Origin of the sequence: Streptococcus saliviloxodontae (assembly GCF_016908655.1) — a bacterium.
GTDB classification, from domain to species: Bacteria; Bacillota; Bacilli; order Lactobacillales; family Streptococcaceae; genus Streptococcus; species Streptococcus saliviloxodontae.
Genome location: NZ_JAFBEI010000006.1, coordinates 18,081 through 38,878 on the forward strand (window position 1 = coordinate 18,081; position 20,798 = coordinate 38,878).

Consider the following 20,798-nt stretch of genomic DNA (forward strand, 5'->3'; position numbering starts at 1 on the left):
TAAAGGAGGTCTTTGTGAAAGGAAGTGCTATTGATTTAACAAAGGGAAGAGTTCTAAATGTCTTGCTATTGTTTGCTTGGCCGATTATGGTCTCAAATCTCTTTCAACAACTTTATAATACAGCTGATACCATGATTGTGGGGCATTTTTTAGGAGAATCTGCCCTAGCTGCGGTAGGTGCCAGCGCCTCCTTGTTTGATTTAATTGTGGGCTTTTCCTTAGGGATTGGAAATGGTATGGGGATTGTCATTGCCAGATACTATGGTGCCAAAGAGATGGAAAAGCTTAAGCAGGCTGTTGCAGCCAGTCTAATCATAAGTCTTTGTTTTAGCTTTCTAGTCATGATTATTGGAAGTCTTGCCTTATATACGATTTTACAGCTTTTAGGGACACCAGCTTCAGTTATTCATCAGTCTTATGATTACTTGTCATTGATTGTTGCTAGTGCTATAGTGACATTTGCTTATAATTTGGGAGCAGGTCTCTTGAGGGCAATTGGTGATAGCTTGACGGCTCTATCTATTTTAGTGTTGGCTTCTTTGGTCAATATTAGTCTTGATTTTTTGTTAATTACACAGTTTGGTATGGGGGTTAGGGGAGCTGCTTTAGCAACAGTTATCTCTCAGGCTTTGTCAGCTGTTTTATGTCTGGGCTATAGTTACTATAAGTGTCCGATTTTAATTCCTCAGAGAAAGCATTTTACGTATGATGGCAAACTTTATCGTGACCTTTTGGGGCAAGGTTTGTCTATGGGCTTGATGTCATCGATTGTGAGTGTTGGAACGGTTATCCTGCAGTCCTCTATTAATGCTCTTGGCGTGATAATAATAGCTGCTCAGGTTACTGCACGGCGTCTGATGTCATTTTTTATCATGCCTTTGACAGCTATGGCCTCAGCACAGGCTACCTTTACTTCACAAAATTTAGGAGCAGGTCTTACGGTTCGTATTCGACAAGGCTTAAAGACAGCAACGGTTCTTGCTTTGATATGGGGAGTGATATCAATTATTAGCTTGTATGCTTTTGGACCTTATATGATAGCCTTTGTCTCAGGGTCTGATAAGTCGGGACTGCTTAGAGCAAGCGAGCGTTATTTGCATTTCACAACCTTATTTTATCCCTTGTTGGGGGTACTTTTTCTGCTACGAAATACCCTGCAGGGACTGGGGCAAAAGGTAACTCCACTATTGTCAAGTATCATCGAGTTGGTTGGAAAGGTTCTTTTTGTTATCTTTGTTATTCCAAGAATGGGTTACTGGGGTGTTATTATCTGTGAGCCTTTGATTTGGTTACCGATGACAGCACAACTTTATTGGGTTTATCGGAAAGTAAGACCTAAAGTGTGAAGGCTTTCTTGATATTTGATAAGTCTGCTGTAATTTGCTATAATGGTAGCAATAGTAAAACTGAGGAGAAAGCAATTATTATGACTTTTGTATGGATTTTGTTGATTATCGTCGCTCTTGTAGCGGGTCTTTTTGGTGGTGTTTATATCGCTCGTAAACAATTCGAGAAAGAAGTAAGTGAACACCCACGTTTAACACCAGATGCTATCCGTGAAATGATGAGCCAAATGGGTCAAAAACCAAGCGAAGCTAAGATTCAACAAACTTACCGTAACATTATCAAACAATCAAAAGCAGCTGCTAGCAAATCTAAAAAATAAGAGCAGCCTCGTTAGAAGAAGGCGAGGGTTACCTTTCAAGAGAGCTTGGAGTGTGACGTGCTGGAGTAGAAGTCAAACTCAGTTGGCACAGCCAGCTGGGTTTTGTCTTATTCTTAGAAAGTAGGTATTATGGATAATCGTCCGATTGGATTCTTGGATTCAGGTGTAGGCGGCTTGACAGTTGTCCGTGAATTGCTACGTCAACTGCCACATGAAGAGGTCGTGTATATTGGTGATTCAGCGCGTGCTCCCTATGGTCCTAGACCTGCAGAGCAGATAGAAGCTTATACTTGGGAGCTGGTAAATTTTCTGTTGACCAAAAATGTTAAGATGATTGTTATTGCTTGTAATACAGCGACAGCGGTTGTTTGGGAAGCTATCAAAGAAAAGTTGACCATTCCTATTTTGGGAGTGATTTTACCAGGGTCTAGCGCAGCGATTAAATCAACTAAGACTGGTAAGATAGGCGTTATTGGAACACCAATGACCATTAAGTCAGATATTTACCGACAAAAGATTGAAATGTTGTCGCCAGATATGTCAGTAACGAGTTTGTCTTGTCCCAAGTTTGCTCCTATTGTAGAATCTAACGAAATCAGATCAAGTGTCGCCAAAAAAATTGTTTACGAAACACTTTCACCACTCAAGGGAAAGGTGGACACCTTAGTGCTGGGTTGTACCCATTATCCTCTATTGAGTCCTATTATTCAGAATGTCATGGGACCAGAGGTCAAGCTGATTGATAGCGGAGCTGAGACGGTGCGTGATATTTCTGTCCTGCTCAATTATTTTCAAATCAATCGCAGCCGGGATGTGGCCAATCATCACCAGTTCTTCACGACAGCCGGTGTGGCTAGTTTTAAAGCAATTGCTCAAGAGTGGCTAGGTACAGACATCAGCGTTAGCCATGTGGATTTAGAAAAAAGCGAGGAAAATCATGTCTAAGATTTATGAAGTCAAAACAGAAGAAAACTGGTTTATCGGTAAGTGGGAAGGCTACGGTGCTATTCATGGAGTTGGTATCAGTAATGATGAAAACTATTTTAAAATAGCTAGAACATTAGACCCACTGTATTCAAACGATGAAGATAGTTATGATGTTGTGGTTATCAAGAAAAACTCTGATTTCGCGCTCATGTCTTTCATTGTGGACATGATTAACCAAGAGAAAGGTCGTCAGATTGAGATTCGTCAACATCAGGGAGCTGTTCTCTTTACTGAGGGGGACAAGCTCTTGGTGGTTCATCTTCCAGATGGCGGTGTGTCTAGTCAGGACTTTTTCGGTGATAGTGGCGGTACTGGCTTTGGGGATACCATTTTGATTGCGACTCGTAATGAGGGTAAGACTAAGGAGTTCCGCAAGATGTTTGGTAAACTAGGGATTACGGTCGAAAACCTCAATGATTACCCAGACCTGCCAGAGGTGGCTGAGACTGGTATGACCTTTGAGGAAAATGCCCGTCTCAAGGCAGAAATCATTTCAGCATTGACTGGCAAGATGGTCTTGTCAGATGACTCTGGCTTGAAAGTGGACGTTCTAGGTGGTCTGCCTGGGGTCTGGTCAGCTCGTTTTTCAGGTCCTGATGCCACTGACGATCTTAACAATGCTAAGCTCTTACACGAATTAGCCATGGTCTTTGACAAGGAAAACCGCTCCGCTCAATTTCACACCTGTCTGGTCGTAGCAGCTCCAAATAAGGAAAGTCTTGTCGTTGAGGCTGACTGGGAAGGCTACATCGGTACAGAGCTAAAAGGTGACAATGGCTTTGGTTATGACCCACTTTTCATCGTTGGTGAGGGAACTAAGACAGCAGCGGAGCTTTCTGCCGATGAGAAAAATGAGATTTCCCACCGTGGGTTAGCAATGAAAAAATTGATGGAGGTATTTCCAAAATGGCAAGCTACACATTAATCGTCATGAGTGATTCTCACGGTGACCGTGAGATTGTTGAAGAGATAAAAAATCATTACCTTGGTAAGGTGGATGCCATTTTTCACAATGGTGATTCTGAGTTGCCAAGTTCAGACCCTGTTTGGGAAGGTATCCATGTGGTGGCAGGAAATTGCGACTACGATGCTGGATACCCAAATACGCTCATCACAAGATTTCCTAATGTGACCATTGCGCAAACGCATGGGCATTTGTATGGTATTAACTTTATGTGGGATAAACTGGATTTGTTTGCCCAAGAAGCTGACGCTGATATCTGTCTTTATGGGCACCTTCACCGAGCTGCCGCTTGGCAAAATGGCAAGACTGTCTTTGTCAATCCAGGGTCAGTTTTGCAACCTCGTGGTGACGTCATGGAAAAACTCTATGCCAAAATTGAGGTGACGGACCATAAGATTGTAGTTAGCTACTATACTCGACAGCATGAGCCTTACCCATCCCTTAGTCAGGAATTTTCAAGATGATTGCAAAAGAATTTGAACAATTTTTACTTAAACATATGGAGCACTATCTTATTTCTGCTGAGGATCTGGCTATTATCGTTGACAGTCATAATGCGGATCATGCTAGCCTTTTGTTGGCTAGTGCTGGTTACTCTCGTGTCCCTGTTATCACTAAAGAAAAAAGATATGTTGGAACAATCGCTATTTCTGATATTTTGGCCTATAAGTCACATCATCATTTAGCGGATTGGGAAATGAGTCAATTGCCGATTGCTAAGATGGTTAATGATAAGATAGAGACTGTTTCAGAGACAGCTGATTTGACAGAAGTGATGCATAAACTTGTTGATAATCCGTTCTTACCAGTTGTAGGTGGGGATAACCGATTTTTGGGAATCATCACTCGAAAATCAATTCTAAAGGCGGTTAATAGCCTTTTGCACGAATTTACGGAGACCTATGATATCAGAAAAAAAGGATAAATTAGAGCTTTTAGTTGAGTCATTTTTACAAACCAAGACACTCAGTCTCAATTCGGAAAAATCCTATCGCTATGATTTACACCAATTTTTAGAGCAAACTACAGGTGATATCACAGACACCCGCTTGAAACTCTATCAAGAATTTCTAAAGACTCTAGCGATTAGTGCTGCCAAACGCAAACAATCTGCAGTGAACCAATTTCTTTTTTACCTGTATCAGGTGCAGAAAGTATCGACTTACCATCGTTTAAGCTTAGATGTTAATAGAAATACACTATCTAAAGAAGTCACTGCTTTGGAATTGTCATCGCTCTATTCAGAGACGGCCTTTAAAGAAGGCCAGGTGATTGCCCTTTTGATAGTAGAGCTAGGCTTAACTCCAAGTGAAATTGCAAGTCTTGAGACTCAGTCTCTTGATTTGACCTTTAGGATTTTGACCTGTCAGACCAATAAAACAAGGCGTGTCTTACAATTACCAGAAATTCTGCTTCCTTTTTTAGAAAAACGAGATGATCAGACCTACTATTTTCAAAATGGAGACCAAGCCTACTCACGTCAGTGGTACTTCAGACGTTTGTCTGAGTTCTTAGAGGAAAAAGGATTTGGTGAGTTGACGGCTCAAAAATTGCGTGAACAGTTCATCGTGAGGCAGGTTGCACAAGGGCAGACCATTTTTGAGATTGCAAAGGCACTTGGTCTTAAAACGAGTTTGAGTTTGGAAAAGTATTTTAAACACTAATGGATATTAAATTTAAAGATTTTGAGGGACCACTAGACTTATTGTTGCACCTGGTTTCTAAGTATGAAGTGGACATCTATGATGTTCCTTTGGTCGAGGTTATTGAGCAATACCTGTCTTATATCGCTACCTTGCAGGCCATGAAGCTTGAGGTTGCGGGCGAATACATGGTCATGGCTAGCCAGCTCATGCTTATCAAGAGTCGCCGTTTACTGCCGAAGTTGGTTGAGGACACTTCCTACGAGGATGATTTGGAAGTCGATCTTTTAAATCAAATTGAAGAATACAAACGTTTCAAAGCCTTGGGAGAAGAATTGGCAGCCCAGCATGATCAAAGAGCGAAGTTTTATTCAAAAGCTAAGACAGAGGTTCTTTCGGAGGATATGGAGCTAGTTCATGACAAGACGGTTGTGGATCTTTTCCTTGCTTTTTCAAAAGTGATGTCATCACGACAAAGCACTTTGAATGATAAGCATACAACTGTTGAAGCGGACCAGTATCGTATTGAGGACATGATGGTATATATCGAAGAAAGATTTGATCGCAAGCATCAGTTGACTTTATCAGATTTATTTTCTGAGAGTAGGAGTAGGGCTGAGATGTTGACTATTTTTCTAGCCAGTCTTGAACTGATTAAACGTCACATCTTGTGTGTGCAACAAGAAGATAATTTTGGAGAGATAATACTGACGAAGGAGGGGGCATGACAACTCTAGCAAAATTAGAAGCGCTGCTATTTTTGGCAGGAGAGGATGGTTTGAGCTTAAGACAGCTCGCAGAAATGTTAGAACTACCACCTACAGGAATTCAGCAATCTTTAGATAAGCTAGCGATCAAGTATGACGAGGATAATGAGAGCGCTTTTCATCTACTGGTCTCATCAAATACTTATAAGCTAGTGACAAAAGAGATTTTCGCAGATCTTTTGAAAACTTATGCTAAGACTCCTGTCAACCAAAGTTTATCACGTGCCAGTCTGGAAGTGTTATCGATTATTGCTTACAAACAGCCGACGACGCGTCTAGAAATCGATACCATTCGTGGGGTTAATTCGAGCGGTGCGATTGCAAAACTCCAAGCCCTGGGACTGATTACAGAGGCAGGGAAACTAGAAACGATTGGACGCCCGAATCTCTATGCGACAACTGATTTTTTTCTAGATTATCTTGGAATCAATGATTTGGGAGAATTAGTTGATGTCTCTAGTATTGTCGTCCAAGAAGAGGAAATTTCTCTCTTTGATGAGCTAGAAGAGACAGAATAATTGGAAAATAGCAGAGTAAAAGTCACTTTTTATGGTAGAATAGTAAAAAGTATTGAAAGCATCTGCTTTTATTGTGATAAAAATAGCAAGAATAAGGAAATAACATGAGAATCAATAAGTACATTGCACACGCAGGTATTGCCAGTCGTCGTAAGGCTGAAGAGTTTATCAAGCAAGGCTTGGTGACAATCAATGGTCAAGTCGTAACTGAGCTAGCAACAATGGTCAAATCAGGTGATAAAGTAGAAGTTGACGGAAGCCCAATCTATAATGAAGAAAAGGTTTACTACTTACTCAATAAACCTAAAGGTGTCATTTCAAGTGTTTCAGATGATAAGGGACGTAAGACAGTAGTGGACCTCTTACCAGAGGTTAAAGAGCGTATTTATCCAGTTGGACGTTTGGACTGGGACACGTCAGGTCTTTTGATTTTGACCAATGATGGTGATTTTACAGACAAGATGATTCACCCACGTAATGAGATTGACAAGGTTTACTTGGCGCGTGTGAAAGGTATTGCTACTAAAGAAAACTTGCGTCCTTTGACCAGAGGTGTCGTTATCGATGGTAAGAAAACAAAACCAGCTCACTATAGCATTATCAAGGTTGAAGCAGATAAAAATCGCTCTGTTGTTGAATTGACGATTCATGAAGGGCGTAATCACCAGGTTAAGAAGATGTTTGAATCCGTAGGACTTTTAGTCGATAAATTATCACGAACACGATTTGGAACCCTTGACTTAACAGGTCTTAGACCAGGGGAAGCTCGCCGCCTCAATAAAAAAGAGATTAGCCAGCTTCATAATGCAGCGATCAATAAAGGCAAATGAAGCGAATTATCATTTGGCTAGTGAGAGCTTATCAGAGAGGGATTTCCCCTCTTTTTCCACCTAGTTGCCGTTTTGAGCCAACTTGTTCCAATTATATGATCGAAGCCGTTCAAAAACATGGCTTAAAAGGGGTCCTAATGGGAATAGCACGGATTTTACGTTGCCATCCTTTTACACCGACAGGAAAGGACCCTGTTCCTGACCATTTTTCGCTTAGGGCTAATAGGAAGTAAGCTATCTCTTTCAAATAGGGAAAGTTAAAATAAAGGAAAAACTCCTAAACAGCATAACTGTTTAGGAGTTCTTGTTTATAAGCTTTTTGAGTCTAGTTAGACCATGTTTTAGGAAGAAAAAGCAACAAGACAGGATAAATTTCGAGACGTCCTGCAATCATGGCAAAACTCATTGCAAGCTTGGCAAAAGGTCCAAAAATAGCAAAGGTTTCTGTCGTTCCTAAGATAGGTCCGATATTGTTGAAGGTTGAGGCTGCTGCGCTAAAGACAACTAAGAAATTCTCATTGTCCCAACTTAAAATTAACACCAAACCTAAGAACGTCATCGTGTAAACTGCTAGGTATTTTAGGACACTGTGTTGGGTATGTTTGTCTAAAACCTCATGATTAATATGAAGTGATATGACGCGATTAGGATACAAGGTTGATAAAAATTGATTCTTGGCAATCTTTGAAAGAATCAAGACACGAATGACCTTAAGACCACCGGCAGTTGATCCTGCAGAGCCTCCGATAAGCATCAAAAAAATCAAGAGTACTTGAGAAAAGAGGGGCCAAACCGTCGTATCAGTAATACCAAAACCGGTTGTTGTAATGACTGTTGACACTTCAAAGAAAGCATACTCGAAACTTTTATCGAATGAGTGATAAAGATGCATGATATTGAAGCAAATCAATAGTGTCGTCAAAGCAACAATCCCAAAATAGGTTCGAAGCTCTTGGTCTTTGAAGAATGTCTTCACTTTTCCTAAAAGAATGAAGAAGTAGAGATTGAAGTTAACCCCAAAGAGCAAGGTTGCAATTGATACAATATAAGCAATCAGAGAGCTATGATAATGTGCGATAGAGTCGTTGTAAACGGCAAAACCTCCTGTACCGGCACTACCCATAGAGATGACCAAACTGTCAAATAAAGGCATACCACAAAGGACTAGAATAACCACCAATAGAACAAACATCATGAGGTAGATGATATAAAGGATCTGTGCTGTATTTTTTAGTTTGGAGACCACTTTACCAAAGACAGGTCCAGGAACCTCAGCCCGCATCAATTCGTGATTGGAATTTTTGCTGTTACTCATAATGGCTAAGGCAAAAACAAGAACCCCCATTCCTCCAATCAAGTGGGCGAAACTTCTCCAAAAGAGAAGCGAATGCGACAAGACACCGACATCGGGTAAGATAGTAGCTCCAGTAGTTGTAAAACCTGAGCTCATCTCAAAGAAGCTATCGATGACACTTGGAATTTGTCCAGCAAAGACGAAGGGAAGCCCACCAAAGAAGGACCACAACACCCAGCAGAGTGCTACAATCAGCATCCCGTCCTTAGTATAGATATGGAGATTTTTAGGCTTAAAGAGCATGCCAATCCCTCCGATAGTACAGAGGATGACCATGGTTCCAATAATGCTTCCAATGACCTTAATAGGTTCTTGATAGATAAAGGCAACTAGCAGAGGAACGATCAGAAGACATGCTTCGATAATGAGGAGTTTAGAGACAAGGTAACGTACCATACTTCTATTCATAGCCTTACCTCTTCAACAAATCGTAAATGTGTGTCACATTTTGCAAAAGGCTGATGACGATAATCTTATCACCGACTTCAAAGGTATCTTCACCAGTTGGGAAAATGGTTTTTCCTTTTCGGATGATAGCAGCGATAAGCACATTGGGTTTAAGGGTGATATCGTGTACTTTCTTACCAGCCATTTTATTTTGCTCACGAATCAAAAATTGTAAGGTTTCGACCCGTCCGTTGGCAACATGGTGCATGGCCTCCAAGTTAGAGTGCTGAGCATTGACACGTCCACGAACGAAGTGCATGATAGAGTCCACAGCGATGCGTTTTGGAGTGACGATGCTTGAAAATTCCTTACTATCAATGATTTCAAGAAGGCTGGTTCGATTGACCTTAGTGATATTTTTTTGGACACCAATTTTTTCTAGGAACATTGATGACACGATATTTTCTTCATCGACACCAGTCAAGGTTGCGACAGCATCGTAGTTTTGAGCCCCTTCTTCAAGTAAGATATCCTTGGCTGTTCCATCTCCTAAGACGATATGGCGTTTTGGAAATTCTTGACTGAAGAATTCAGCGCGTTTGGGATTAACTTCGATAACTTTGATCTTGATTTTTGTATTTTTAAGCGTGTTGAGTAGGTAGTAAGCAATCTTACCTGCCCCGATAATCATCAGATTTTTTACAGTTTTGCTCTTCACATAATTGTGGAAGAGAATCATCTCAACACGATTACCAGTAACAAAGATACGATCGTTTGGTTCGATAGAAGCCTCACCATCAGGGATGATAACCTTACCTTGACGTTCAATGGCACAAACAACGATATTGCCAAATTTTTCTCTGAACTCTTTTAAATTAAGGTGACAGAGACGGTTCTCACTAGTGATTTTGAACTCCATCAGCATCACACGTCCATTGGCGAAGTGCTCAACAGAATGCGCATTTGGAAACTCAACCATGTTGGCAATATAACGTGCCGTCAAGAGTTCTGGGTTGACAACTAGAGACATCCCCAGGAAGTTTTTGTCTCTAAAGTAGGGATTTGAGTACTCAGGGTTTCGAACACGGACAACAGTATCTTTTGCCCCCATACGCTTGGCAAGGACAGCAGCGACCATATTGAGCTCATCCTTATCTGTCATAGCGATAAAAATATCACATTCTGCGATGTCAGCCTGCTCTAAAATTTTATAGTTAGCACCATTACCGACAATGCCCATAATGTCATATTTCTTGGTGAGGTGTTTTAAAACGGATTCTTTTTCTTCGATGACGACAACGTCATGCTTTTCTTCAACGAGTGAGCGACAAAGGGCAGTCCCGACCTTTCCTCCGCCGACAACAATAATTCTCATTATTTTCCTCCTATACAGTTACGTTCTATCATACTCCTTTTTCCTTGAAAATGCACTTCTTTTTCGAAAAAGTTATAGACTTGTAAAAGAGGTGACAGTAGAGATAGAAGGAAGGACTAAGTAGACTGTGAAAGCCTTCTGTTTTCTTGATAATAAGAGTAGTTTGCTAAATAAACTTTTTTTAAAATCCTGATAATACAATGAAAAATGTTTCTATTTTGATACCGTGATGTATGATTGGAAAGTGTATACGTTTCGGCATTAGAATCATAAATTTATGACATTTTTCTTAATTGATGTTGACATTTGATGTCAGAATCGTTATACTATTACTAAAGAATTCGTTGGTTTAAATCAAACCTGTTATGATTTAAGGTAATGAATCGCCATCCAACCATGCTGTCTGCTGAGCTTGACTCCGGGCGGCATGGTTTTTTTAATCGTTTATCTAAACAAGAAAGGCTGACTGCTATGGCTAGAAATCATATCGTACTCTATCAACCACAGATTCCTCAGAATACTGGAAATATTGCAAGAACGTGTGCAGCAACCAATGCTCCTTTACACATTATTCGTCCTATGGGTTTTCCTATTGATGACAAAAAGATGAAGCGTGCGGGCTTGGATTACTGGGACAAGTTGGAGATTTATTTTTACGATTCCTTGGAGGAGTTCTTAGATAACTGCAAAGGAAGCTTACATCTGATTACCAAGTTTGCAGATAAAACCTACTCTGATGAGGTTTACGATGATGAGGCAGAGCACTATTTCATGTTTGGACGTGAAGATACTGGACTGCCTGAAGATTTTATGCGTGCCAATGCTGAAAAAGCGCTGCGTATTCCTATGAACGATGAGCATGTTCGTAGTCTCAATGTCTCAAATACCGTTTGTATGGTGGTTTATGAAGCTCTGCGTCAGCAGCATTTCCAAGGGCTAGAACGTAGCCACACTTATGCCAAGGACAAGCTTAAATGATGAAAGAAGAGCAACTGCTAGCTATTGAGATGCACGTCAGAACTGTTCTGGGGTCGGAGGCTTCTGGACATGACTGGTGGCACATCTATCGTGTCCGTCGCTTAGCGGTGACCATAGCAAAGCAGGAAGGGGCAGATCTTTTTATCTGTCAGGCGGCAGCTCTTTTGCATGACATGATTGATGATAAGCTCTTTGTGGATCCTCGGGCTGAAAAAGTAAAGCTAGAAACTTTTCTAGCCGATCTTGGATTAGCGCAAGCAGACATTGATTGGATAATGGCTATTATTGAAACCATCTCCTTCAAGGGAGGTCGAGGGGTGATTCCAGCCAGTCTTGAAGGACGTGTGGTGCAAGATGCTGATCGATTAGATGCTATCGGAGCAATCGGTATCGCCAGAACCATGGCTTATTCGGGAAATAAAAACCGTCTCATCCATGATCCTAGCATGACAGCACGTGAACATCTGACCTTAGAAGACTATCGCTCAGGTCAGGACACAGCCATCATGCACTTCTATGAAAAGCTTCTCAAGTTGAAAGACTTGATGAACACAGACTATGCTAAAAAGTTGGCCCAGAACCGTCACGATTATATGCTAGCTTTTTTAGATGAATTTTATGCAGAATGGGAAGGTCTCTCTTAATGTTGTAAGAGATTGTGACAGGAAAACTATTGCTACAAAGTGCCAAGAAACATCACGAACCCGAAAATGGTCTGATATTTCTTGGTTTTTTGCTAAAAAATAGTAATAATTAGTATCAACGACTTGAAATCATAAAAAAAATTTGTTATGCTAAAGGTGTCTTCAGGGCAGGGTGTAAGTCCCGACCGGCGGTGACTCTATCATATCTAGTATTTTCAGGTACGACTAGAGAAGTCCGTGAGCGAAAGCTGACCTAGTGAGATTCTAGGACCGACAGTATAGTCTGGATGGAAGAAGACCGGATTTTTTAGTATGCTTTTTTGTCATACTTTGAGTGACGGAACCTTCTTCCAATTTGCAAAAATTGGAGGAATTTTTTTATGTCAACATCGACAAAACAAACACGTAACTTGGCTTACATTGCTATCTTGTCAGCCATCTCTTTCTTGCTCATGTATGTGCAGTTTCCATTGATTCCAGCAGCAAACTTTTTACAGATTGATTTTTCAGTCTTGCCAGTCTTGCTTGCTTTGGTCATCTTTGATTTAAAATCAGCTTTTGCAGTTCTTGCTATCCGCACAATCTTGAAGCTTCTTTTAAACAATGGCGGTGCTGGTACCTTGATTGGAATGCCGATGAACTTTATTGCTTTATCAGTTTTTCTATTGTCACTAGCCTTGATTTGGAATAAGAAACGTACAAGCAAGAACTTTATCCTAGCGTCAATTGTAGGGACCTTGTCTTTGACTTTGGTTATGTTTGTCTTAAATTACGTTTATGCTGTCCCTTTGTATGCTAAGTTTGCTAACTTTGATATTAGTGCCTTTATCGGTTTAGGAAAATACCTTTTTGCGATGGTCATTCCATTTAACCTTCTGGAAGGGCTCATCTTTGCAGTCGCATTCATTGCTCTATATGGTGCTTTGAAGCCTGTTTTAAAGAAGATTTAAGTTTCTCATGTTATAATACTAACTATGAATAGACGATTGATTAACCTAATAGCAGGTATAGCTATTACTTTCTTTGTTTTCTTAGGTTTGCTGGTTCGCTTCTCACCTGAAGCTTTAACAGGAGTAGATACCAGTGTGCAGACCCTTATTAGGGGGAACCTACCAGCTATTTTAACCCGTTTTTTTAAAGGTATTACTTTTTTGGGAAATACATCCACTCAGATTGTGATACTCCTGGTGCTAGCTTCTCTACTATATTTAAAACACTACAAAAAAGAAGCTCTTTACCTTATTAGTAACGGTATCTTGGCAGCCCTGTTCATAGTTAGTCTAAAATATTTTTTTCAACGTCCTCGTCCAAGTATCAGCCATTTAGTTGAGGCAAATGGTTACTCATTTCCAAGTGGTCATTCTCTGGGAATGATGTTGATTTTAGGAAGTTTGATTGTCATTAGTTGTCGTTTGCTCACATCTAAAAAGCTTGCTTATGGGCTTTCTGTCATCTTAGGACTGTTGATTTTATTAGTCGGTATATCTCGTATTTATCTAGGGGTTCATTATCCGACAGATGTGGTTGCTGGTTTTGCTATTGGCTTTGCTGTGTTGACAGTAACGACATCTTATTACAAGAGATAGAAGTAGGGCTTAGCTCTGCTTTTTTGTTGCTAAGAATGCTCCTTTTTATCAAAAAAGTAAACCTTTTTTTGAAATAGGTTTACTTTTTTTAATGAATAGGATAAACTATTGTTAACTAAAAAAATAAAGAGGTTAACTAATGAAAACGAAAGACTTAACTCAGATGACACTATGGCTTGCCATTACTATCGTCTTGGCCTATATGCCTGTGCTTCCAGTTCCTTTCTTGCCAGTACCCATTGTGATTCAAAATATGGTGTTTATGGTGATGGGGGCTTTTCTGGGAGCTAAAAAGGGCTTTTTGACAGCACTTCTTTATTTGCTGATTTATGCGACCGGTATTCTAGGTAAGGGGGGCTTGGCAGTCTTTCTTTCAGCTAGTGGCGGTTACCTATTTTCTTATCCTTTTGCTGTTTTAGCTGTTGGTTATTTTGTAGAGCGCTACTGGGAGCAATTGAGTGATCTTAAGTTGCTCTTGATTTTGATTGGTTTTGGGGTTATCTTTATCAATCTCAGCGGTGCTTTGTTTATGGTTTATTATCTTCATTTGGGAAATCTTCTACCTGTTTTAATGTCTTGTCTGGTTTATTTACCTGGCGATGTGATTAAGGCTATCTTGGCATTTTTCCTCTTTAAACGTTTGAAAAACTTTTCTTTGTTGGCAAAATGATTTATGGGCTTGATTTGGACAGGGAGTCTCGTTGCCGCCACTATCACAGTCAGTTGGATATTGTGGCGCTTAAGTGTTTTCTATGTCAGCGTTACTATGCCTGCTATAAATGCCACAATGCTTGTCAAAACCATTCTTTTGCTCCCTATCCTCTAAGCAGAAGGGAGGACTTGGTCGTGATTTGTGGTGTTTGCCACAAGGAGATGACGATTGCTGACTACAAAGAGGTTAGTGCTTGTGTCGCCTGTCAGTCCCCTTTTAACCCTAGGTGCCACTTGCATGAGGCTATTTATTTCAAGAGCTAGTCGTAATGAACTAGCTCTTTTGTTATAATAGATTAATGAGTCAAAGGAGGTTATCTATGCCATTAGTGAAACAAGGAAGTCATTTGCGTATTTTAAGTCCATCGTCATCTATTGAACGTCTGGGTGGTTTTGAGGCTAATGTGTCTGCCAAGGAGACCTTGGAAAAATTAGGTTTTAGTCTGTCTTTCTCAGAGCATTACTTTGAGACAGATTTGTTTGATTCGGCTAGTATTGAGAGTCGCGTGGCAGATTTGCATGCTGCTTTTACAGATGAAAGGGTGGATGGCATCTTAGCGACCATAGGAGGCTTTAATTCTAATGAGCTTTTGCCTTATTTAGACTACGACCTGATTGCCAAACATCCTAAGCTTATCTGTGGTTATTCAGATACAACGGCTCTTTTGAATGCTATCTATGCCAAGACTGGCATGCCAACCTATATGGGACCGTCCTATTCGAGCTTTAAGATGAAAGAGGGACAAGATTATCAGTCTAGGGCTTGGCTTAGAGCTGTCACTCAGACAGAATACTCTCTAGAGGCAAGTCAAGAGTGGTCGAGTGATGCTTGGTATGATCCTAGTCAGCCTCGTCATTTCATGCCGACAGAGTGGAAGGTTTACAATGAAGGTAAGGCTAAAGGAATTGCTATCGGAGGTAATATCTCGACTTTTAATCTCTTGACTGGTACGCCGTATGCACCGAAACCTAAGGATTACATTCTCTTTTTAGAGGAGGCTGAAGATGATGTCTATCAGATTATCTCACGTCATTTGACTGCTATCTTACAAGCTTATCCAGATCCTAAGGCGGTTGTTTTTGGGCGTTTTCCTAAAGACTGCCAGATGACCCCAGAGATTTTTGAGTTTATCCTAGCTAAGCACCCGATTCTGAAAAAGATTCCAGTTATTTATGATGTGGATCTAGCACACACGCAACCTCTTTTTACCTTTACTATTGGTGGAGAGGTCACGTTAGATACTAGTGATTTGTCTATTGAGATTAAAGTAGAGGATTAGTAGAGGGAGCTTTGTCTCCCTTTTTTTCGTGCTTTTAAAGTGCTATAATAGTTGCTATGGAAAAACGTTATACGACTTTGAATGATTATTATCGAGAACTGTTTGGAGAGAAGACTTTTAAGGTTCCTATTGATGCTGGTTTTGATTGCCCTAACCGTGATGGGACAGTGGCTCATGGAGGCTGTACTTTTTGTACCGTTTCAGGTTCTGGTGATGCTATTGTAGCTCCAGATGCCCCTATTCGTGAGCAATTTTATAAAGAAATTGACTTCATGCACCGTAAGTGGCCCGATGTTCAGAAGTATTTGGTTTATTTTCAAAATTTCACCAATACCCATGAAAAGTTGGAAGTGATTAAAGAACGCTATGAGCAGGCTATCAATGAGCCTGGGGTAGTTGGTATCAACATTGGAACAAGGCCAGACTGTCTGCCTGATGACGTTATTGATTATTTAGCGGAGCTGAGTGACCGCATGCACGTCACAGTTGAGCTGGGTCTTCAGACGACTTATGAAAAAACGTCAGATTTAATCAATAGAGCCCATAGTTACGAGCTTTATGTGGAGACGGTCAAACGACTTAAGGAGCGAGCTCCCAAGGCTGAAATTGTATCGCACTTGATCAATGGGCTGCCAGGTGAGACCCATGAGATGATGCTGGAAAATGTCCGCCGTTGTGTGACGGATAATGCCATTGATGGCATCAAGCTGCACCTCTTGCACCTGATGACCAATACGCGGATGCAACGTGATTACCATGAAGGTCGTTTGCAGTTGCTTAGTCAAGAGGAGTATGTCTCCATTATCTGCGATCAGCTGGAGATTATCCCCAAGCATATCGTCATTCATCGGATCACTGGAGATGCACCAAGAGAGATGTTGATTGGTCCTATGTGGAGCCTCAACAAGTGGGAAGTTCTTAATGCTATTGATGTCGAGATGGAAAGACGCGGTAGCTGGCAGGGATGTAAGGTGGAGGAGAAAGCATGATTAAACGACCAATTCATCTTTCGCATGAGTTTTTGGAGGAAGTGTTGGATGGCAATAGCATAGCTGTTGACGCCACTATGGGCAAGGGTAACGACACTGCCTTTCTAGCTGGTTTGGCTAAGAAAGTCTATGCTTTTGATGTTCAGCAAGAAGCCCTTGATAAGACCCAAGAACGCCTAGATCAGCTGGGGATAAGCAATGCTCAACTGATCTTAGACGGTCACCAAAATGTGGATAAGTATGTGGAAGATCCTATTCGAGCAGCCATTTTCAACTTAGGTTATCTACCAACTGCGGATAAGTCTATCATTACCCAACCTGATACCACTTTGGTAGCGATCGAGAAAATTTTAGAAGGTTTAGAAATCGGTGGTCGTTTGGCTATCATGATTTATTATGGGCATGCGGGCGGCGATAAAGAAAAAGATGCTGTATTGGATTACATGAGTCACCTGGATCAAAAGTTATTCACAGTTATGACCTACCAACCAATTAATCAAATCAACACCCCACCCTTTTTAGTAATGGCAGAAAAATTGAGTTAAGAAAACGAGTTTGAGACTATTTTGTCTCAAACTCGTTTTAGTATGGTTAGCTTATGCAGGTATAGGAGTTGATAGATAAGATAGTTTCAGCGCAGTAGCTAGAGCTGGAGACTTGCTGATAAGCTAGAATTACTGATTTTATCCCTTGTATTCTTTTGATTAACTTAAGAGTGGGTTAATGTAGAAGCGATGCTCATCAATCGGTATGATTTGAACAGGATTTTGATAGAAGTCAGCTAAGACTTCTGGCGTGATGATGTCCTCTTTTTTACCTTGAGCAACGATTTCTCCTTCTCTCAAGAGGAGGATGTGTGTCATTTTTTCAGTGATTTCTTCAGCGTGGTGGGTGACATAAAGAACGAGTGGTGCATGATCAAGCTCTGTAATCTTATCAATTTGGCGCAGCAATTTTTCACGTGCAAAGAGGTCTAAGCCAACAGTGGCTTCATCCAAAATGATAATAGCAGGGGCTTCCATAAGGCTACGTGCAACGAGAACAATTTGCTTTTCTCCTTGTGATAGACTATGGTAGTCTCGTCCGATAAGTTCCCCTGCTCCGAGAGAAGTGAGCATGTCCTTGGCTTCTTGTAGGTCGGACTCTCCATAAGCTTTGTACAGTATAGAAGCCTTGTATTTCCCCGTTAGGACAATTTTCTCAGCTTTCATATGTTTGGGTAAGCGCTCAGTAATGAATGAAGAAACGACCCCAATCTGATTTCTGAGCGATGTGATATCTCCGTGACCGAAGTGATGGCCTAGGATTTTTAAATCGCCTTGACTTTGGAAAAATTCTGCCATGATAAGCTTAAGCAAGGTTGATTTTCCAGCGCCATTTAATCCTAAAATTGCCCAGGTTTGCCCACTTTCAACTTGCCAATTCAAGTTTTTGAGTAGCGTTTTTCCTTGTCTTGTTAGACTAACATCTGTCATGGAAATAATGCTCATACAGCTTCTCCTTTAGTGTGATGGTTTTATTATAGCATATTTTCAGAAAGTTTTGATAATTAAGGAGAGCTTTTCAAGGTCTTTCTTAGAATATCGCTGAAAAATATGCTATAATATGAGCACTATATTATTTTTGAATGGAGAATACTAATGGAAGACCCTGGCAGTCAGTCCTTATTGTTACAATTTGTTCTATTACTTATCCTAACCTTGTTAAATGCTTTTTTCTCAGCCTCTGAGATGGCGATGGTGTCGCTTAACCGTGCGCGTGTTGAACAAAAAGCAGAAGAAGGGGATAAAAAATACAGTCGTCTTTTAAGTGTTTTAGAAAACCCGAATCATTTCTTATCCACAATTCAGGTTGGTATCACCTTTATCAGTCTTTTACAAGGGGCTAGTTTGTCTGCCTCCTTGGGAAATGTTATTGCTGGTTGGTTAGGTAATTCTGCAGCTGCTCAAACAGCAGGTAGTGTGATTTCACTAGTCTTTTTGACCTATATTTCAATCGTTTTGGGAGAGTTATATCCTAAGCGTATCGCTATGAATCTCAAAGAAAACTTGGCGGTTATTTCAGCTCCTATCGTTATCTTCATTGGTAAGCTGGTTAGCCCATTTGTCTGGTTGTTGTCAGCTTCAACTAATCTGTTAAGTCGTATAACACCTATGACCTTTGACGATGCCGATGAGCAGATGACGCGTGATGAGATTGAGTACATGCTGACAAACAGTGAAGAAACATTGGCAGCAGAAGAGATTGAAATGCTTCAAGGGGTTTTCTCACTTGATGAATTGATGGCGCGTGAGGTAATGGTACCTCGGACAGATGCTTTTATGATTGATATTGAGGATGATACTCAAGAAAACATCGAAAAAATTCTCAAGGAGAATTTCTCTCGTATTCCTGTCTATGAAGGCGACAAAGATAAGGTTATCGGCGTACTTCATACCAAGCGTCTTTTGACAGCTGGATTTGAGCAAGGTTTTGAAAATATCCGTCTCAGACGAATTATGCAGGACCCACTTTTTGTTCCAGAAACTATTTTTGTCGATGATCTTTTGAAGGCTTTTCGAAATACGCATAATCAGATGGCGATTCTTTTGGATGAATATGGAGGCGTTGCAGGTCTGGTGACTCTCGAGGATCTTCTTGAGGAGATTGTTGGTGAGATTGATGATGAGACGGATAAGGCAAGTGTTGATGTTCGTGAAATTGCTGATCAGACCTATATTGTCTTGGGAGCTATGACCTTGAATGACTTTAATGAGTATTTCCAAACAGAGCTAGAAAGTGATGATGTTGATACAATCGCTGGTTTTTATTTGACGGGAGTGGGTACTATTCCAACGCAAGAAGTCAAAGAAGAGTTTACCGTTGAAAGTAATGGAAAATCAATTGAATTGATTAATGATAAGGTCAAAGATGGTCGTGTGACTAAGTTGAAAGTTATCATGACGGATATCCCCAACCTTGAGGAAATCTAATCAGTCATCGAAAAGAAGCTGGGGCTAGTCCTGAGCTTCTTTTTAGTTATCTGTTCATTTTTGAAACCTAGTGGATGGTAAAAAAACGATTAATGCTAGTTGACCTAGCCTTTTTCTTGCATGGTTTAGGGGATTTAGTACTGATGAATGCCTTTGAAATTGTCTTTGTTTCATTATTTTTCTATTTTACGGCTTCTGTTCTATAATAACCTGATAGTTTTAAAGACCTTGCCTACATACCTAAGGGATGTTATAGTATAGAATTTAGCAATTCGCTTTATTTACTAGCTTTTTAGGAATGAAAAAGTGTATAATGAAAATAAGTAAAACGTTTCCAAGGAGGTTGTTATGACAGGAATTGACTACAAACAGGTAACAGGTCAGGTGCACTCAACAGAGAGTTTTGGATCAGTAGATGGTCCCGGTGTTCGCTTCATTGTTTTTATGCAGGGATGCAAGTTACGCTGTCAGTATTGTCATAATCCTGATACTTGGGAGATGGAGACGAATAAATCAACGGAGAGAACTGTTGAGGATGTGCTAAATGAGGCGCTTCAGTACAAACATTTCTGGGGAGATAAGGGGGGAATCACCGTTTCAGGTGGGGAAGCCATGTTGCAAATTGATTTTGTGACTGCCCTTTTTACGGAGGCTAAAAAGCTAGGGATTCATTGTACCTTGGATACCTGTGGTTTTACCTATAGAGATACGCCGGAGTATCATGAAGTGCTGAACAAACTATTGTCTGTGACAGACTTGATTCTCTTAGACATTAAAGAGATTGACCCTAAGCAACACTTATTTGTCACTAAGCAACCTAACAAGAATATTTTGAAATTTGCTCAATATCTATCTGATGAAGGAACACCCGTTTGGATTCGTCATGTCTTGGTGCCTGGTTTAACGGATATTGATGAGCACCTGATTGCTCTTGGGAAATTTGTCAAAACCTTGAAAAATGTTGATAAGTTTGAAATCTTACCTTATCATACAATGGGAGAGTTTAAGTGGCGTGAGCTGGGAATTCCTTATCCTTTGGAAGGGGTTAAACCACCGACAAAAGAGCGTGTTCAAAATGCCAAAGATCTTATGCACACCGAAACTTATACGGAGTACATGAATCGTGTTCATAGTAAGTAGATTGATA

Annotated in this window: 25 protein-coding genes and 1 riboswitch; of the genes, 22 read left to right on the forward strand and 3 right to left on the reverse strand. The window is 40.5% G+C overall.

Annotated elements, in window-relative coordinates:
- Positions 1–14 precede the first annotated feature (14 nt).
- The 11 genes from JOC31_RS02045 to yidD all read left to right on the forward strand — a co-directional run bounded on the left by JOC31_RS02045 (position 15) and on the right by yidD (position 7,608).
- The gene (locus tag JOC31_RS02045; RefSeq protein WP_205016547.1) at positions 15–1,346 is read left to right on the forward strand and encodes an MATE family efflux transporter; all 1,332 of its coding nucleotides are present in this window, start codon (positions 15–17) and stop codon (positions 1,344–1,346) included.
- 77 nt (positions 1,347–1,423) lie between these two features.
- Positions 1,424–1,666, forward strand: a complete 243-nt coding sequence (locus JOC31_RS02050; RefSeq protein ID WP_205016586.1) for a YneF family protein — start codon at positions 1,424–1,426, stop codon at positions 1,664–1,666.
- A gap of 129 nt (positions 1,667–1,795) precedes the next feature.
- Positions 1,796–2,611 carry a glutamate racemase gene (gene racE, locus JOC31_RS02055; protein ID WP_205016548.1) on the forward strand — a complete coding sequence of 272 codons (816 nt, stop codon included), beginning with the start codon at positions 1,796–1,798 and terminating at the stop codon, positions 2,609–2,611.
- Entirely contained in the window at positions 2,601–3,578 is a 978-nt protein-coding gene (locus JOC31_RS02060; protein WP_386705150.1) for a nucleoside-triphosphate diphosphatase, read from the forward strand. Before racE ends, JOC31_RS02060 begins: the two co-directional genes overlap by 11 nt.
- Positions 3,560–4,081: a metallophosphoesterase gene (locus JOC31_RS02065; RefSeq protein WP_205016550.1), complete on the forward strand. Its 522-nt coding sequence runs from the start codon at positions 3,560–3,562 to the stop codon at positions 4,079–4,081. The genes JOC31_RS02060 and JOC31_RS02065 overlap by 19 nt, the downstream gene beginning before the upstream one ends.
- A complete protein-coding gene (gene cbpB, locus JOC31_RS02070) occupies positions 4,078–4,542 on the forward strand; it encodes a cyclic-di-AMP-binding protein CbpB (protein WP_205016551.1) in 465 nt (154 codons plus the stop codon). Before JOC31_RS02065 ends, cbpB begins: the two co-directional genes overlap by 4 nt.
- On the forward strand, positions 4,520–5,281 hold the full coding sequence (xerD, locus tag JOC31_RS02075; protein ID WP_205016552.1) for a site-specific tyrosine recombinase XerD: 762 nt from the start codon (positions 4,520–4,522) through the stop codon (positions 5,279–5,281). Before cbpB ends, xerD begins: the two co-directional genes overlap by 23 nt.
- The gene (locus JOC31_RS02080; protein ID WP_205016553.1) at positions 5,281–5,988 is read left to right on the forward strand and encodes a segregation/condensation protein A; all 708 of its coding nucleotides are present in this window, start codon (positions 5,281–5,283) and stop codon (positions 5,986–5,988) included. Before xerD ends, JOC31_RS02080 begins: the two co-directional genes overlap by 1 nt.
- Positions 5,985–6,545 carry an SMC-Scp complex subunit ScpB gene (gene scpB / locus JOC31_RS02085; RefSeq protein WP_205016554.1) on the forward strand — a complete coding sequence of 187 codons (561 nt, stop codon included), beginning with the start codon at positions 5,985–5,987 and terminating at the stop codon, positions 6,543–6,545. The genes JOC31_RS02080 and scpB overlap by 4 nt, the downstream gene beginning before the upstream one ends.
- A gap of 104 nt (positions 6,546–6,649) precedes the next feature.
- Positions 6,650–7,375, forward strand: a complete 726-nt coding sequence (locus tag JOC31_RS02090; protein ID WP_205016555.1) for a pseudouridine synthase — start codon at positions 6,650–6,652, stop codon at positions 7,373–7,375.
- Positions 7,372–7,608, forward strand: a complete 237-nt coding sequence (yidD, locus tag JOC31_RS02095) for a membrane protein insertion efficiency factor YidD (RefSeq protein WP_205016556.1) — start codon at positions 7,372–7,374, stop codon at positions 7,606–7,608. Before JOC31_RS02090 ends, yidD begins: the two co-directional genes overlap by 4 nt.
- 92 nt (positions 7,609–7,700) lie before the next feature.
- On the opposite strand, the gene JOC31_RS02100 is transcribed toward yidD, so the two are convergent.
- A complete protein-coding gene (locus tag JOC31_RS02100) occupies positions 7,701–9,137 on the reverse strand; it encodes a TrkH family potassium uptake protein (RefSeq protein WP_205016557.1) in 1,437 nt (478 codons plus the stop codon).
- Between the two features lie 4 nt (positions 9,138–9,141).
- Positions 9,142–10,491: a Trk system potassium transporter TrkA gene (gene trkA, locus JOC31_RS02105; protein WP_205016558.1), complete on the reverse strand. Its 1,350-nt coding sequence runs from the start codon at positions 10,489–10,491 to the stop codon at positions 9,142–9,144.
- A 471-nt stretch (positions 10,492–10,962) separates the two neighbouring features.
- Between trkA and JOC31_RS02110 the strand changes: the two genes are divergently transcribed.
- From JOC31_RS02110 to mnmM, 9 genes are all read left to right on the forward strand, one after another.
- Entirely contained in the window at positions 10,963–11,469 is a 507-nt protein-coding gene (locus JOC31_RS02110; RefSeq protein ID WP_205016559.1) for a tRNA (cytidine(34)-2'-O)-methyltransferase, read from the forward strand.
- Complete coding sequence (locus tag JOC31_RS02115; protein ID WP_205016587.1) at positions 11,469–12,113, forward strand: HD domain-containing protein; 645 nt, start codon at positions 11,469–11,471, stop codon at positions 12,111–12,113. Before JOC31_RS02110 ends, JOC31_RS02115 begins: the two co-directional genes overlap by 1 nt.
- Positions 12,114–12,267: 154 nt before the next feature.
- Positions 12,268–12,416: riboswitch (FMN riboswitch) on the forward strand.
- 77 nt (positions 12,417–12,493) lie between these two features.
- On the forward strand, positions 12,494–13,063 hold the full coding sequence (locus JOC31_RS02120) for an ECF transporter S component (RefSeq protein ID WP_205016560.1): 570 nt from the start codon (positions 12,494–12,496) through the stop codon (positions 13,061–13,063).
- A gap of 24 nt (positions 13,064–13,087) precedes the next feature.
- Positions 13,088–13,699, forward strand: coding sequence for a phosphatase PAP2 family protein (locus JOC31_RS02125; protein ID WP_239551623.1), 612 nt, complete (start codon positions 13,088–13,090; stop codon positions 13,697–13,699).
- 139 nt (positions 13,700–13,838) lie between these two features.
- Entirely contained in the window at positions 13,839–14,369 is a 531-nt protein-coding gene (locus JOC31_RS02130) for a biotin transporter BioY (RefSeq protein WP_205016561.1), read from the forward strand.
- Entirely contained in the window at positions 14,366–14,674 is a 309-nt protein-coding gene (locus tag JOC31_RS02135; protein WP_205016562.1) for a CHY zinc finger protein, read from the forward strand. The genes JOC31_RS02130 and JOC31_RS02135 overlap by 4 nt, the downstream gene beginning before the upstream one ends.
- A gap of 56 nt (positions 14,675–14,730) precedes the next feature.
- Complete coding sequence (locus JOC31_RS02140) at positions 14,731–15,690, forward strand: S66 family peptidase (RefSeq protein ID WP_205016563.1); 960 nt, start codon at positions 14,731–14,733, stop codon at positions 15,688–15,690.
- A 56-nt stretch (positions 15,691–15,746) separates the two neighbouring features.
- The gene (mnmL, locus tag JOC31_RS02145) at positions 15,747–16,679 is read left to right on the forward strand and encodes a tRNA modification radical SAM protein MnmL/YtqA (RefSeq protein ID WP_205016564.1); all 933 of its coding nucleotides are present in this window, start codon (positions 15,747–15,749) and stop codon (positions 16,677–16,679) included.
- Entirely contained in the window at positions 16,676–17,224 is a 549-nt protein-coding gene (gene mnmM / locus JOC31_RS02150; protein ID WP_205016565.1) for a tRNA 5-(aminomethyl)-2-thiouridylate-methyltransferase MnmM, read from the forward strand. The genes mnmL and mnmM overlap by 4 nt, the downstream gene beginning before the upstream one ends.
- 159 nt (positions 17,225–17,383) lie before the next feature.
- On the opposite strand, the gene JOC31_RS02155 is transcribed toward mnmM, so the two are convergent.
- Entirely contained in the window at positions 17,384–18,169 is a 786-nt protein-coding gene (locus tag JOC31_RS02155; protein ID WP_205016566.1) for an ABC transporter ATP-binding protein, read from the reverse strand.
- Between the two features lie 150 nt (positions 18,170–18,319).
- On the opposite strand from JOC31_RS02155, the gene JOC31_RS02160 reads away from it, so the two are divergent.
- Positions 18,320–19,651 carry a hemolysin family protein gene (locus JOC31_RS02160; protein ID WP_205016567.1) on the forward strand — a complete coding sequence of 444 codons (1,332 nt, stop codon included), beginning with the start codon at positions 18,320–18,322 and terminating at the stop codon, positions 19,649–19,651.
- Positions 19,652–19,999: 348 nt separating this feature from the next.
- A complete protein-coding gene (gene pflA / locus JOC31_RS02165; protein ID WP_205016568.1) occupies positions 20,000–20,791 on the forward strand; it encodes a pyruvate formate-lyase-activating protein in 792 nt (263 codons plus the stop codon).
- The last annotated feature ends 7 nt before the right edge of the window (positions 20,792–20,798 follow it).

Coding starts and splice junctions, on each gene's coding strand:
- mnmM (WP_205016565.1), top strand. CDS start 16,676: ATGATTAAACGACCAATTCATCTTTCGCATGAGTTTTTGGAGGAAGTG.
- JOC31_RS02160 (WP_205016567.1), top strand. CDS start 18,320: ATGGAAGACCCTGGCAGTCAGTCCTTATTGTTACAATTTGTTCTATTA.
- scpB (WP_205016554.1), top strand. CDS start 5,985: ATGACAACTCTAGCAAAATTAGAAGCGCTGCTATTTTTGGCAGGAGAG.
- JOC31_RS02125 (WP_239551623.1), top strand. CDS start 13,088: ATGAATAGACGATTGATTAACCTAATAGCAGGTATAGCTATTACTTTC.
- xerD (WP_205016552.1), top strand. CDS start 4,520: ATGATATCAGAAAAAAAGGATAAATTAGAGCTTTTAGTTGAGTCATTT.
- mnmL (WP_205016564.1), top strand. CDS start 15,747: ATGGAAAAACGTTATACGACTTTGAATGATTATTATCGAGAACTGTTT.
- JOC31_RS02155 (WP_205016566.1), bottom strand. CDS start 18,169: ATGAGCATTATTTCCATGACAGATGTTAGTCTAACAAGACAAGGAAAA.
- pflA (WP_205016568.1), top strand. CDS start 20,000: ATGACAGGAATTGACTACAAACAGGTAACAGGTCAGGTGCACTCAACA.
- JOC31_RS02090 (WP_205016555.1), top strand. CDS start 6,650: ATGAGAATCAATAAGTACATTGCACACGCAGGTATTGCCAGTCGTCGT.
- JOC31_RS02100 (WP_205016557.1), bottom strand. CDS start 9,137: ATGAATAGAAGTATGGTACGTTACCTTGTCTCTAAACTCCTCATTATC.
- racE (WP_205016548.1), top strand. CDS start 1,796: ATGGATAATCGTCCGATTGGATTCTTGGATTCAGGTGTAGGCGGCTTG.
- JOC31_RS02080 (WP_205016553.1), top strand. CDS start 5,281: ATGGATATTAAATTTAAAGATTTTGAGGGACCACTAGACTTATTGTTG.
- JOC31_RS02110 (WP_205016559.1), top strand. CDS start 10,963: ATGGCTAGAAATCATATCGTACTCTATCAACCACAGATTCCTCAGAAT.
- JOC31_RS02115 (WP_205016587.1), top strand. CDS start 11,469: ATGAAAGAAGAGCAACTGCTAGCTATTGAGATGCACGTCAGAACTGTT.
- JOC31_RS02120 (WP_205016560.1), top strand. CDS start 12,494: ATGTCAACATCGACAAAACAAACACGTAACTTGGCTTACATTGCTATC.
- yidD (WP_205016556.1), top strand. CDS start 7,372: ATGAAGCGAATTATCATTTGGCTAGTGAGAGCTTATCAGAGAGGGATT.
- JOC31_RS02135 (WP_205016562.1), top strand. CDS start 14,366: ATGATTTATGGGCTTGATTTGGACAGGGAGTCTCGTTGCCGCCACTAT.
- JOC31_RS02130 (WP_205016561.1), top strand. CDS start 13,839: ATGAAAACGAAAGACTTAACTCAGATGACACTATGGCTTGCCATTACT.
- JOC31_RS02140 (WP_205016563.1), top strand. CDS start 14,731: ATGCCATTAGTGAAACAAGGAAGTCATTTGCGTATTTTAAGTCCATCG.
- trkA (WP_205016558.1), bottom strand. CDS start 10,491: ATGAGAATTATTGTTGTCGGCGGAGGAAAGGTCGGGACTGCCCTTTGT.
- cbpB (WP_205016551.1), top strand. CDS start 4,078: ATGATTGCAAAAGAATTTGAACAATTTTTACTTAAACATATGGAGCAC.
- JOC31_RS02065 (WP_205016550.1), top strand. CDS start 3,560: ATGGCAAGCTACACATTAATCGTCATGAGTGATTCTCACGGTGACCGT.